This window comes from Pseudomonas sp. GR 6-02 (genome assembly GCF_001655615.1).
Lineage (GTDB): Bacteria > Pseudomonadota > Gammaproteobacteria > Pseudomonadales > Pseudomonadaceae > Aquipseudomonas.
The window spans coordinates 2257591-2271478 of the sequence record NZ_CP011567.1 but is presented as its reverse complement, the minus strand read 5'-3'; the positions used below and the strand labels follow the sequence as shown (position 1 = coordinate 2271478).

Below are 13888 nucleotides of genomic sequence, written 5' to 3'. Positions count from 1 at the left end.
ATGTACCAACCCCATCGCACCCCCCAAACAAAAACGGCAGCCTGGATGGGCTGCCGTTTTGTTTAAGCCTTACCGACGATTCACGCCAGACGCGAGAGCATTTCCTTGGCTTCGCTCTTCTGCCCCGCATCGCCCTCGGTCACCACCTCATTGAGGATGTCCCGAGCACCGTCATTGTCGCCCATGTCGATGTAGGCCTGGGCCAAGTCGAGTTTGGTGGCGACTTCATCAGCACCAGAGAGGAAATCGAGCTCGTCATCTGACGCGGCCAACGCATCTTCCTCGGTGAAGCTTGGCTCGCCGAGGCTCTGGGACAAACGATCCAGCTCGGCATTGACGTCGTTGAGTTCGTTTTCAAAGGCGTCAGGCTTACCCGGGGCGGCGTCCATTTCATCGGCCAGCGACAGATCGAAATCAGCCGGCAACTCCAGATCGTCGAGCGGCGCCTCAGTCACCGTTGGCGCCTCAGTGACGGTCGGCACTTCAGCGACAGGCAAGTCCTTGAGGTCGTCATCCAGGCTCAGCAGGAAGTCGTCTTCAGCCAGAGTCTCCGGGGAAGCATCGCCGCCCAGATCCATGTCCAGGTCAAAGTCCGACAGGTCGTCGAGGCTTTCCTTGATTTCAGTCTGTTGTTGCAACACCGACTCAAAGCTCAGGTCGTCGTCCAGCGGAAACTCATCCAGCTCAGCCAGAGACTCTGGTTCTGGCTCAGGCTGTGGCTGCGGTGCCGGCTCGACTGCAACCGCAGGCGTGATCGGAGTAGCCGCTTCCAGATCGTCGAGACTCAGATCGAAAGCACTGTCAAAGTCAGCCAATGCCGGTTCCGGGGCTTGCGGCTCGTCCAGCAGCAGGTCCTTGACGTACTGTGCGTCCAGCTCGGCGGCGACAGCTGCGGCGGCCAGACCGCCCACCGCCGCGACCACCATGGCCGGGAAGCGGCTTTTCAGCTGTTCGACCCGGGCGAAGTTGTCGCCGTTGGCCACCAGTTGACGCTCCTGAGCGACGAACGCATCGCGATCGCCCTGCTGACCGTAGACTTCCATCAGCTTCAGGCGCAGGTCGCTGCGTTGCGGCTCTTGCTTGATAGCGTCTTCCAGCAGCGCGGCAGCCTGATTCAGGCGACCAGCCGCGATGTGCGACTGAGCCTGGGCCAAGACGTCGTCAGAGCGTTCGGCGGCAGGCGCAACCAACGGTGCAGCGATCGGTGGCGTCATCACAACCGGGGCAATCACCGGGGCCGGTGCAGGTGCAGGCGTTGGTGCGGTCGCGAGTTTCACGCTTGGCGGCGGGACTTCCAGACCTTCGAAGCTGCTTTCCGGCAGGTCGAGGTCGGCGGAGAACTCTTGCTCCTCAGCCAAGGCACGGGCCATGCGCAGATGTTTTTCTGCTTCTTGCTGAGCTTTGCGGCGACGGGCCAGCAACAGCAGCAAGAGCAGCAGAACCACTGCACCGCCACCCACCAGACCCAGCAGGATCGGGTTGGTCAGCAGTTCGTTGAATTTCTGCTCGTCGGACGCCACAGGCGTCGGCTCGACGGCTGGCGCCGGAACGACTTCCGGCGCAGGAGCCGCCGGAGTCACTTCAACAGGTGTTGCCGCCGGGCTGGCTGCCAGCTCGGCCGACATCGCCGGAGCGGTCGTAGCCGCCGGTGCGCCCGCGCCGCCTTCGGCTTGCAGCTTGGCCAACTGATTATTCTTCAGTTCGATCAGGCGCTGCAGCTTGTCCAGCTGGCTTTGCAGGTCGTTCATGCGGCTTTTCAGTTCAGCGTTGTCACGGCGAGCCGTGTCGAGGCTTTCCTGGGTCACGGCCAGCTTGTTGCTCAAGGCTTTCGCATCACCGGCGGCACCTTTGCCACGGCCCTTGCCGGTGTCGGCAGAGACCAGGCTCAGCTTGTCCGTGGCGATTTGCGACGAAGCGCCGTCACCGCGAGCACGCTTGGTGGCGTCGAGTTGCTGCTGCCCGCTTCCAGGCTTCGCCACATAGCGACGACCGTGGCGCCATGCAGAGTTCTGCGCCGCGACTTCAGCGATGGCCTTGGGTTGCGGCAGGCTGGCGCTTTGCACCTGATCCGGCAGACGCAGCACCTGGCCGGCTTTCAGCCGGTTGATGTTGCCGTCGATAAAGGCATCCGGGTTCAGCGCCTGGATGGCCAGCATGGTTTGCTGGATCGATCCACCGTTACGCGCCTTCGCGGCGATTTCCCATAAGGTATCGCGCGACGTGGTGGTGTATTGCGTCGATTTGGTCGCGCCGGTGACTGGCGCGGTCACCGCCTGGGCTGGCGCCGGTTGCGCGGCGGCATCGGCGGTTTGCGGCGAGAATTTGGACGGATCGAGCAGCACGCTGTAATCACGCAGCAGACGACCGCTTGGCCACATCACCTGAACCAGGAATTTCACCATCGGTTCGGACAGCGGTTTGCTGGAGGTGATGCGCAGGATGCTTTTGCCGCTGGCGTTAAGCACCGGCGTGAAAGTCAGGTCGTTGAGGAACGCCTGACGATCGACACCGGCCTTGGCGAAATCTTCGGGCGAGGCCAGGCTCGGCACCACTTCGGCAGCCGTGAGATCCTTGACGTCGAGCAACTCGATTTCTGCTACCAGAGGCTGGTTCAGCGTCGATTTCAGGGTCAATTCCCCAAGCCCGAGGGCATGCGCCATACCGGAGGACAGCGCCGAGGCGGCCGCTATTGCTAACACCAGTTTGCGAACTTGAACCATAGCCTCATCCTTTGTTTGAACATTCCTCGGCCAGCGAGAAGGTGTTGATTGCCGCTGCCGTAAGGCGTTGCGCGCGACGGCGAAGGGTCGTCGCGCGCGATCGTTTCATTCATGCGACGAAAGCCCTGCGGGATGGCTCGCCTCAAGCATTCCAGCCAAACATGGTGTTCGGCTGGAACCACTAGAAAAAATTGTTGCCAAGTATCTTTTACAGCAGGTCTTTTATCAACAATTCAGCCACCTGCACAGCATTGAGCGCGGCGCCTTTGCGTACGTTATCTGACGTCAGCCATACGTTAAGTTCCGCCGGGTCGTCGATCCCGCTGCGAACCCGACCAACGTAAACCACGTCCTGCCCTACCGCATCGCCTACCGGAGTCGGGTAATCGCCCGCCTCGACCAGCTCGATACCGGGCGCCGCTTCCAGTGCCGCGTTGACTTTCGCCAGGTCGACAGCGCTCGATGACTGCAAGGTCACGCTATAGCTATCGCCAAAAAACACCGGGGCTTGAATGCAAGTGACGGAAATCTTTAATAAAGGCAGCGACAAGACCTGACGCAGCTCGCGCACCAGACGCTTTTCCAGCAACGTGTGGCCCTGAGCATCGGGCGCACCGACTTGCGCCAACAGGTTAAAAGCCATCTGCCGATCGAAGAAAGCCGGCTCCAGCGGACGCACGTTGAGCAGTTCGGCGGTTTGCCGGGCCAGCTCGCTGACGGCTTCGCGGCCCTGGGCGGATACCGCCAGGCACGCCGTCAGGCTGATGCGTTGCAGGTCGAGCAAGTCGAGCAGCGGCGCCAGCACCACCGCCAGCGCTGTCGCCGAAGGGCTTGGGCTGCTGACCTGGAAGGGCTTTTTCAGGCCGGCAAGAATTGCAGCATTGGCCTCGGGCACCACTTGCGGCGCCTGATCGGCCGGCAACGCGCCGGACAGGTCGATCAGCGAGCAACCGGCGGCCGTAGCGCGCGGGGCGAAACTGAGGGTCACCGCCGGACCGGCGGCGAAGAACACCAACTGGACTTTGCTGAAGTCGAACTCATCGACTTCGCGCACCCGCACGTTCTTGCCGCGAAACGGCACCGAGTGTCCGGCCGATTCACTGCTCGCCAGCAGGTGCAGATTGCCGACCGGGAAGTCGCGCTCTTCGAGAATCTGGACGAGTGTTTCGCCGACAGTACCGGTGGCACCGATCACGGCAATATCGAAGGACTGGCTCATGGTTCTACCTCTGGCGAAACGGGGGGAGCGGCACTTTACCGGGTGGTTGGTGGCGAGGCAATGAATGGGGAAGCCTTGTAGCAGCTGCCGAAGGCTGCGTTCGAGGACGAAGTCCTCGTCATGGCGATCCCGATCATTCAGGCAAACCGCGCGCGCAGGGTTTACGACTGCTGCGCAGCCGGACGCAGGCTTCGCCAGCTGCTACAGAAGTTGGATGGCGCGCATAAAAAACCCGCACCTCTTTCAAGGCACGGGTTCTTTCATTGCATCAATCGATCAACGCTCAAGCAGGATCCGCAGCATGCGACGCAGCGGCTCGGCCGCGCCCCACAGCAGTTGGTCGCCAACGGTGAAGGCACCGACGAATTGCGAACCCATGTTCAGCTTGCGCAGACGACCGACCGGCACGTTCAGGGTGCCGGTGACTTTCGTCGGGCTCAGCTCCTGCATGCTGATTTCACGGTTGTTCGGCACCAGCTTGACCCAAGGGTTGTGCTGGCTGATCAGCCCTTCGATATCAGCGATCGGCACGTCTTTGTTCAGCTTGATGGTCAGCGCCTGGCTGTGGCAACGCATGGCGCCGATGCGCACGCAGATACCGTCCACCGGGATCGGGCTCTTGAAGCGACCGAGGATCTTGTTGGTCTCGGCCTGGGCCTTCCACTCTTCACGGCTCTGGCCGTTCGGCAGTTCCTTGTCGATCCATGGGATCAGGCTGCCGGCCAGCGGTACGCCAAAGTTTTCGGTCGGGTACGCGTCGCTGCGCATGGCTTCGGCAACACGGCGGTCGATGTCGAGGATGGCGCTGGCCGGATCGGCCAGTTGATCGGCGACAGCGCCGTGGGTCACACCCATTTGCTTGATCAGCTCACGCATGTGCTGCGCGCCGCCACCAGAGGCCGCCTGATAGGTCATGGCGCTCATCCACTCCACCAGACCGGCTTCGAACAGGCCACCCAAGCCCATCAGCATCAGGCTGACGGTGCAGTTGCCGCCGATGTAGTTCTTGGTGCCCGCGTCGAGCTGCTGGTCGATAACCTTGCGGTTCACCGGGTCCAGCACGATCACCGCGTCATCCTGCATGCGCAGGCTGGAAGCGGCGTCGATCCAGTAACCCTGCCAGCCGGCTTCGCGCAGCTTCGGGAACACTTCGCTGGTGTAGTCGCCACCTTGGCAGGTCAGAATCACGTCGAGGGTTTTCAGCTCTTCAATGCTGTAAGCGTCCTTGAGCGGAGCAATGTCCTTGCCCACGGACGGGCCTTGGCCACCGACATTGGAAGTGGTGAAAAACACCGGCTCGATAAGATCGAAATCCTGCTCTTCCAGCATCCGCTGCATGAGCACGGAACCGACCATGCCGCGCCAACCGATCAGACCTACACGTTTCATCGCAACTACACCTTCTTGAAAAGTGGGCCGCTGCTTTCAAGGTTGAAAATTGCAGCGGGCCAGAGAGATTACAGATTCCGCAGCGCGGCGACTACTGCGTCGCCCATTTCCTGCGTACCGACCTTGGTGCAACCAGCCGACCAGATGTCTCCCGTACGCAGACCCTGATCCAAAACCAGGCTCACGGCCTTCTCGATGGCGTCGGCCGCATCCTGCAGATTGAAGCTGTAACGCAGCATCATCGACACCGACAAAATGGTCGCCAACGGGTTGGCAATGCCCTTGCCAGCGATGTCTGGCGCCGAACCGTGGCACGGCTCGTACATGCCTTTGTTGTTGGCATCCAGCGACGCCGACGGCAGCATGCCGATGGAACCGGTGAGCATCGACGCTTCGTCGGAAAGAATGTCGCCGAACAGGTTGTCGGTGACGATCACGTCGAACTGCTTCGGCGCACGCACCAGTTGCATGGCCGCGTTGTCGACGTACATGTGGCTCAGTTCGACGTCCGGGTAGTCCTTGGCCACTTGCTCGACGATTTCACGCCACAGCTGGCTGGAGGCCAGCACGTTGGCCTTGTCCACCGAGCACAGCTTCTTGCCGCGTACGCGGGCCATGTCGAAACCGACACGGGCGATACGGCGGATTTCAGTTTCGCTGTATGGCAGCGTGTCGTAGGCCTGACGCTCGCCGCTCTCCAGTTCGCGCACGCCACGTGGCGCACCGAAGTAGATACCGCCGGTCAGTTCACGGACGATCAGGATGTCCAGGCCGGCAACGATTTCTGCCTTCAGGCTGGAAGCCTCGGCCAGTTGCGGGTACAGGATCGCCGGACGCAGGTTGCCGAACAGGCCCAGTTGCGCACGGATTTTCAGCAGACCGCGCTCAGGGCGGATGTCACGCTCGATGGTGTCCCATTTCGGGCCGCCCACGGCGCCCAGCAGCACAGCATCGGCTGCGCGTGCACGGGCCAGGGTCTCATCGGCCAGCGGCACTCCGTGCTTGTCGATGGCGGCGCCACCGATCACGTCATGGCTCAGTTCGAAGCCCAGGCTGTACTTGTCGTTCGCCAGCTCCAGCACCTTGACCGCTTCGGCCATGATTTCCGGGCCAATACCGTCGCCTGGGAGAATCAGAATCTGCTTGCTCATGCTTTCCTCATGTCATCAGTCGGCGCGCCCTGAGGCGCGCCCGGAAAAATTCTATCGTTCAGCCATCAGCACCAGCACATCGGTGCTGAACGAACCATCGGCTTCAATCTCAAAATATTCGCGCACCTCGTTGCCCATCGATTGCTGCAACTCGAGGATCGCCGCGCGCATCACCTGCGGCGTACGCATGCGCTCGACCCAGGAGGTGTACTCCAGGCGCAACCGTTGACGCGTGGTGCTGCGGGTATGCAACCCCGCTTCGCTGACCTGACGCAACCACTCGCCCGCAGAATAATCGCGCACGTGGCTGGTGTCGCGCAGCACTTCGACGCTTTGCAGGTAAGTGTCGAACAACGGGCTGCCCGGCGACAACACATCGATGAACGCCGCCACCCCGCCCGGCTTCAGCACCCGGCGAACTTCGCGCAGGGCCACGCCGAGGTCGCTCCAATGGTGCGCCGAATAGCGGCTGAAGACGAAATCGAACTCACCATCGGCGAACGGCAGACGCTCGGCGGCGCCGTTGACCGTGGTCACATTGCTCAAACCCCGGTCGACAGCGGCGGCGGCGACCACATCGAGCATCTGCTGGGACAGGTCGTAAGCGACGACTTCCTTGACCAGCGAGGCCACATGAAAACTCACATGACCGGCACCGCAACCCAGGTCCAGTACCCGGGCATCGCCCTGCCCCGCCAGTTCAGCCTGTAGCAGCGCGAATTCGGTGCCTTGAGCGTGTACGGCGCTGCTCAGATAGGCCGAGGCCTGTTCACCGAATTGTTTTTGGACTACCTGGCTGTGCTGCGCGGTGCTGGTCATCGGGACTTCCTTTTTAGGTTTAACCTTGCGCTGTCTGGGCCTGCCCGCGAAGAGGCCGGCCCTGATTACATCGATTCCAGATCAATCTCAGGCGTCGCGAAACAACCATGGCTGGCTCGCGCGGTGCTTGGCTTCAAACGTGGCAATCGCTTCGTGATCCTGCAAAGTCAGACCGATATCGTCCAGGCCATTGAGCAGGCAGTGCTTACGGAAGGCATCGATCTCGAAACTCAGCACTTTGCCGTCCGGACGGGTCACGGTCTGGGCCTGCAAATCGATCTGCAACTGGTAGCCCGGGTTCGCTTCAACCTGCTTGAACAGCTCATCGACTTCAGCGTCGCTCAAGATGATCGGCAACAAGCCGTTCTTGAAGCTGTTGTTGAAGAAGATGTCGGCGTAGCTCGGCGCGATGATGCTGCGGAAACCGTACTCTTCCAGTGCCCACGGCGCGTGCTCGCGGCTGGAGCCGCAACCGAAGTTCTCGCGGGCCAGCAACACGCTGGCGCCTTGATAACGCTCGGCGTTGAGGACGAAGTCCTTGTTCAGCGGGCGCTTGGAGTTGTCCTGATACGGCTGGCCAACGTCCAGATAACGCCACTCATCGAACAGGTTCGGACCGAAACCGGTGCGTTTGATCGACTTCAAGAACTGCTTCGGGATGATCTGGTCGGTGTCGACGTTGGCACGATCCAAAGGCGCGACAAGACCAGTGTGCTGGGTAAAAGCTTTCATGCTGCGCTCCTTTAGATCAATTCACGGACGTCGACGAAACGACCGTTCACAGCGGCGGCGGCGGCCATGGCCGGGCTGACGAGGTGGGTACGACCACCGGCGCCCTGACGGCCTTCGAAGTTACGGTTGGAGGTCGACGCGCAATGCTCGCCCGACTCCAAACGGTCCGGGTTCATCGCCAGGCACATCGAGCAGCCAGGCTCACGCCATTCAAAACCGGCCTCGATAAAAATCTTGTCCAGGCCTTCGGATTCGGCCTGAGCCTTCACCAGCCCCGAACCCGGCACCACGATGGCCTGCTTGATGGTCGAAGCCACTTTGCGGCCCTTGGCGATCACCGCGGCGGCGCGCAGGTCTTCGATCCGCGAGTTGGTGCAGGAGCCGATGAATACACGGTCCAACTGAATGTCGGTGATCGCCTGATTGGCGGTCAAACCCATGTATTTCAAGGCGCGTTCGATGGAATCGCGCTTGACCAGGTCCATTTCCTTGGCCGGATCCGGTACGTTCTGATCCACGGCCAACACCATCTCAGGCGAGGTGCCCCAGCTGACTTGCGGCTTGATCTGAGAGGCATCGAGCTCGACGATGGTGTCGAACTTGGCATCGGCGTCGGAGACCAGGTCTTTCCAGGCTTCGACGGCCAAATCCCATTCCGCGCCCTTCGGAGCAAATGGACGGCCCTTGACGTAAGCCACGGTTTTTTCGTCGGCAGCCACCAGGCCAACACGGGCGCCGGCTTCGATGGACATGTTGCAGATGGTCATGCGGCCTTCAACGGACAGGTCGCGAATCGCGCTACCGGCGAATTCGATGGCGTGGCCATTACCGCCGGCGGTGCCGATCTTGCCGATCACGGCGAGGACGATGTCCTTGGCAGTCACGCCGAACGGCAATTTGCCCTCGACCAACACCAGCATGTTCTTCATTTTCTTGGCGACCAGGCACTGAGTGGCGAGCACGTGCTCGACCTCGGAGGTGCCGATACCGTGAGCCAGGGCACCGAATGCGCCGTGGGTCGAGGTGTGGGAGTCGCCGCAGACCACGGTCATGCCCGGCAAGGTGGCGCCCTGCTCCGGGCCGATGACGTGGACGATGCCTTGGCGGACGTCATTCATCTTGAATTCGACGATGCCGTATTCGTCACAGTTATCGTCGAGGGTCTGAACCTGCAAACGCGAGACCTGGTCGACGATCGCTTCGATGCCGCCCTTGCGCTCCGGGGTGGTCGGTACGTTGTGGTCCGGGGTCGCGATGTTGGCATCGATGCGCCAAGGCTTGCGCCCGGCCAGACGCAGGCCTTCGAAGGCTTGCGGCGAGGTCACTTCATGGATGATGTGACGATCGATGTAGATCAGCGCAGAGCCATCGTCGCGCTGCTTGACCAAATGCGAATCCCAGAGCTTGTCGTAGAGCGTTTTGCCGGCCATCAGACGGTTTCCTCATCAGCTTGTTTCTATGCCCCGGATCTTGAGTAATTCAATAACCCCTTGGCTTGTGAGGTCGATCCTAGGGGGTTACATTAAATAACTCAAATTCATATTTTTTATGCTTTGCATAACCAACTGGAATGTCACTGAGACCTCATTATGGACCTCGCCAACCTCAACGCTTTTATCGCGATTGCCGAGACCGGAAGCTTCTCCGGCGCCGGTGAACGACTGCACCTGACGCAACCGGCCATCAGCAAGCGCATCGCCGGGCTGGAGCAGCAATTGAAGGTGCGACTGTTCGATCGACTGGGCCGGGAAGTCGGCCTGACCGAAGCCGGCCGCGCCTTGCTGCCACGGGCCTATCAGATCCTCAATGTACTGGATGACACCCGCCGCGCCCTGACCAACCTGACTGGCGAAGTGACCGGTCGTGTGACATTGGCCACCAGCCATCACATCGGCCTGCATCGCTTGCCGCCCTTATTAAGGGAGTTCACCCGACGTTACCCGCAAGTGGCGCTGGATATTCAGTTCCTCGATTCGGAAGTGGCCTACGAAGAAATCCTACATGGCCGCGCTGAACTGGCAGTCATCACCCTTGCACCGGAACCTCACACATTGGTCAAGGCCACGCCCGTGTGGGACGACCCACTGGATTTCGTGGCCGCCCCAGAGCATCCGCTGATCAGCAACGGTGCGGTCAGCCTGGCGGACATTGCCCTGCACCCCGCGGTTTTCCCCGGCGGCAACACCTTTACCCACCACATCGTGCAACGCCTGTTCGAGGCCCAGGGCCTGACGCCGAACATCGCCATGAGCACCAATTATCTGGAGACCATCAAGATGATGGTCTCGATCGGCCTGGCCTGGAGCGTTTTGCCGCGCACCATGCTGGATGAGCAAGTGGCGCGCATACCTTTGCCGGGCATACAGCTCACTCGCCAGCTAGGCTATATCCTGCACACCGAACGGACGCTGTCGAACGCGGCAAAGGCCTTCATGGCTTTGCTGGATGCACAAATCGATCAGCCAGGGACTCGCGGCTAAGCTGTGCTTCTTCTTTTGTGCTACGCCTATAGAGCCCCAAAACCCTGTGCCTAACGCCCAATTCAGCCCAAGGCCTGTCATCCATGCCCAAATCTGTTGAACGTATGCCGCCAATGCCGCGAATTCAGGCAATTGACCCAAAACGGTCCGAGCAGAGCTGGGAAAGCGCCCCACAGTTGCTCGCGGCCCTCAATGGTGCCCGACTGGGCGCCTGGTATTGGGACATCGAGCGCGGACAGATCAGTTGGTCACGGGGCACTCAGGCGTTGTTCGGCTTCGATCCCCGACAACCGTTGCCCGAGGATCTGGAATACCTCGACCTGCTGCCCCAGGAGGATCGGGCGAAAGCCATCCGCGCCTTCAATGCAGTGATCGCCGGCGCCCCGCTGGAGCAGGCCATGCACCACCGCATCCGCTGGCCCGACGGCAGCCTGCACTGGCTGGAAATCAACGGCAGCCTGCTACCGGACAAAAACGGCCGGCCACGAATGATCGGGGTCATCCGTGAAATCACCCACCAGCGCCAGCGTGAACAAGCGCTGAGCAGCTCGGAAAAACGCTTCGCCACGCTGTTTCACCTGTGCCCGAATATGGTGCTGCTGACCCGTCAGGAAGACGGCCTGATCAGCGAAGCCAACCAGTATTTCGAAAGCCTGTTCGGCTGGCCGGTGCAAGACGCAATCGGCCGAACCACCCTGGAACTGGGCCTTTGGGTCAACCCGGAGCAACGGGCGGAACTGGTCAAGGCCACCAAGGCCAAAGGTGAGCTGATCAACATGGAGGTGCAATTTCGCGCCAGCAACGGGCAGGTTCACGACGGCATTCTCAGCGCGCAAAAGGTCGAGCTCGAAGGCCAGCCCTATCTGCTGAGCACATTCCTTGACACCACCGAACGAAAAATCGCCGAGCACGCCCTCAAAGACAGCCAGGAACGCCTCGACCTGGCCCTGGATTCAGCACAACTCGGCACCTGGGACTGGCACATCCCCAGCGGCATGCTTTATGGCTCGGCGCGGGCCGCCCAGCTGCATGGTCTGGAGCCCAAACCCTTCCATGAATCCTTCGATGCGTTTTTCGAAGGTGTACCCGGTGAAGAACGCGACACCATGCGCGACGCTTACCGCAGCTTACGCGAAGGCCCGGCCGGCAATTATCAACTGACGTACCGCGTGCAACTGCCGGACGGCAGTTCGCGCTACCTGGAAAGCCGCGCCAGACTCTACCGCGATGATAGCGGCAACCCGCTGCGCATGGCCGGCACATTGCTGGACATCACCGAGCAAGTGGAGCGCGAGCAGCAACTGATAGCGTCGGAAGAGAAATTCGCCACGTTGTTCCAGGTCAGCCCCGACCCGATCTGCGTCACGCGTCAGGACACCGGCCACTTCATCGAGATCAACTCCAGCTTCACCCAGACGTTCGGCTGGAGCACCACCGACGTCATCGGCCGCAGCGCCGACGAAATCGGCCTGTGGGACGCCTCGGCGAAAAGCCTGCAAAGGATCGAGCGGGTCATCCGCGAACAGGGCCTGAACAATGTGGCGATCATCGTTCAACACAAGGACGGGCAATCCCTGACCTGCGTGATCTCCAGCCGCCAGATCAGCGTCGGCGACCAGCCGTGCATCGTCACCACCCTGCGCGACATCACCCAACAGCAACGCTCGGAAGCGGCGCTCAAGGCCAGCGAAGAGAAGTTCGCCAAGGCCTTCCATTCAAGCCCCGACGCCATCACCATTACCGAGCGCGACACTGGACGCTATCTGGAAGTTAACGACGGCTTCTGCCGCCTGACCGGCTACCGTGCCGATGAAGTGGTGGGCCGCACGGTGTATCAGGTCGGCATCTGGGCCGAGGAGAAACAACGCTCGGCGTTGCTGGCCGAACTACAGATCAAGGGCCGGGTTCACCACCTGGAAATGCTCGGGCGCAACAAGCGCGGCGAGTTGCTGACCGTCGAAGTCTCGGTGGAACCGATCACCCTCAACGAAACTGCCTGCCTGCTGCTGACCGCCCGGGACGTCAGCCTGCTGAAAAATGCCGAAGCGCAGATCCGTCACCTGGCCTACCACGACCCGCTGACCAACCTGCCGAACCGCGCGCTGTTGATGGACCGCCTGAGCCAGCAGATCGCCCTGCTCAAGCGCCACAACTTGCGTGGCGCCCTGATGTTCCTCGACCTCGACCACTTCAAGCACATCAACGACTCCCTCGGCCACCCGGTGGGCGATACGGTGCTGAAAATCATCACCGCGCGCCTTGAAGCCAGCGTACGCATGGAAGACACCGTCGCACGCCTGGGCGGCGATGAGTTCGTGGTGCTGCTCAGTGGCCTGGAAGGCTCGCGCACCGACGTCAGCGCTCAAGTCCGGGAACTGGCGGATACCTTGCGCGAATTGCTGTCCGAACCGATGTTCCTCGATGGACAGCGCCTGCAAGTGACGCCGAGCATCGGCATCGCGCTGATCCCCGACCACGGCTCGACCCCGACCGATCTGTTAAAACGCGCCGATATCGCCCTCTATCGCGCCAAGGACTCGGGCCGCAACACGACGCAGATGTATCACAACACCATGCAGAAGGCCGCCAGCGAACGCCTGCGCATGGAAACCGACCTGCGCCTGGCCCTTTCCCGGGGTGAATTCAGCGTGCAATACCAGCCTCAGGTGGACGCCCGCAACAACCGCATTACCGGCGCCGAAGCCCTGGTGCGCTGGCACCATCCGCAACTGGGCGCGCAATCGCCGACCGAGTTCATCAAGGTGCTGGAAGACAGCGGGCTGATTCTGGAAGTCGGCACATGGATCCTCGACGAAGCTTGTGCGGCCTTCAAACGCCTGATCGCCAAAGGCCTGATCGACCCGCTCAATTTCAGCCTGTGCGTGAATATCAGCCCGCGGCAATTCCGTCAGAACGACTTCGTCGAACGCATCGAGCACAGCCTCGGCAGCCACGACCTGCCCTGCTCGTTGCTGAAACTGGAAATCACCGAAGGCATCGTCATCCAGAACCTGGACGACACCATCAGCAAAATGCGACGCCTGAAAAAACTCGGCGTGAGCTTTGCCATGGACGATTTCGGCACCGGTTACTCCTCGCTGACCTACCTCAAGCGCCTGCCGGTCGACACCCTGAAAATCGACCAGTCATTCGTCCGCGACGCCACCACCGACCCCAACGATGCCGAAATCATTCGCGCCATCGTCGCCATGGCCCGCAGCCTGGAACTGGAAGTGATTGCCGAAGGGGTTGAAACCGAGGAGCAACTGGAGTTCTTGCAAGGGCTGGGCTGCCATTTGTATCAGGGGTATTTGCACAGCCGGCCGTTGCTGGTGGAGGAGTTTCAGAAACTGCTCAAATAGTCCGCATGGGAGACGT

Annotated in this window: 9 protein-coding genes; 2 read left to right on the top strand and 7 right to left on the bottom strand. The window is 61.1% G+C overall.

All coding sequences use genetic code 11. The features are described from left to right. Positions 1-80 precede the first annotated feature (80 nt). From PGR6_RS10075 to leuC, 7 genes are all read right to left on the bottom strand, one after another. Entirely contained in the window at positions 81-2720 is a 2640-nt protein-coding gene (locus PGR6_RS10075) for a FimV/HubP family polar landmark protein (RefSeq protein ID WP_064616991.1), read from the bottom strand. A 208-nt stretch (positions 2721-2928) separates the two neighbouring features. Beyond that, on the bottom strand, positions 2929-3939 hold the full coding sequence (locus PGR6_RS10070) for an aspartate-semialdehyde dehydrogenase (protein WP_019582121.1): 1011 nt from the start codon (positions 3937-3939) through the stop codon (positions 2929-2931). Positions 3940-4215: 276 nt separating this feature from the next. Continuing rightward, on the bottom strand, positions 4216-5328 hold the full coding sequence (gene asd, locus PGR6_RS10065) for an aspartate-semialdehyde dehydrogenase (protein ID WP_007935182.1): 1113 nt from the start codon (positions 5326-5328) through the stop codon (positions 4216-4218). Positions 5329-5396: 68 nt separating this feature from the next. Next, on the bottom strand, positions 5397-6479 hold the full coding sequence (leuB, locus tag PGR6_RS10060) for a 3-isopropylmalate dehydrogenase (protein ID WP_064616990.1): 1083 nt from the start codon (positions 6477-6479) through the stop codon (positions 5397-5399). Positions 6480-6530: 51 nt separating this feature from the next. After that, positions 6531-7298, bottom strand: a complete 768-nt coding sequence (locus PGR6_RS10055) for a class I SAM-dependent methyltransferase (RefSeq protein WP_007935188.1) — start codon at positions 7296-7298, stop codon at positions 6531-6533. 87 nt (positions 7299-7385) lie between these two features. Continuing rightward, entirely contained in the window at positions 7386-8030 is a 645-nt protein-coding gene (gene leuD, locus PGR6_RS10050; RefSeq protein WP_018928097.1) for a 3-isopropylmalate dehydratase small subunit, read from the bottom strand. Between the two features lie 11 nt (positions 8031-8041). Further along, positions 8042-9460, bottom strand: coding sequence for a 3-isopropylmalate dehydratase large subunit (gene leuC, locus PGR6_RS10045; RefSeq protein WP_018928098.1), 1419 nt, complete (start codon positions 9458-9460; stop codon positions 8042-8044). Positions 9461-9619: 159 nt separating this feature from the next. On the opposite strand from leuC, the gene PGR6_RS10040 reads away from it, so the two are divergent. Beyond that, positions 9620-10510 (top strand): LysR family transcriptional regulator, encoded by an 891-nt coding sequence (locus tag PGR6_RS10040; RefSeq protein WP_064616989.1) that lies wholly within the window; start codon positions 9620-9622, stop codon positions 10508-10510. An 83-nt stretch (positions 10511-10593) separates the two neighbouring features. Then, positions 10594-13872 carry a sensor domain-containing protein gene (locus PGR6_RS10035; protein ID WP_064616988.1) on the top strand — a complete coding sequence of 1093 codons (3279 nt, stop codon included), beginning with the start codon at positions 10594-10596 and terminating at the stop codon, positions 13870-13872. Positions 13873-13888 lie beyond the last annotated feature (16 nt).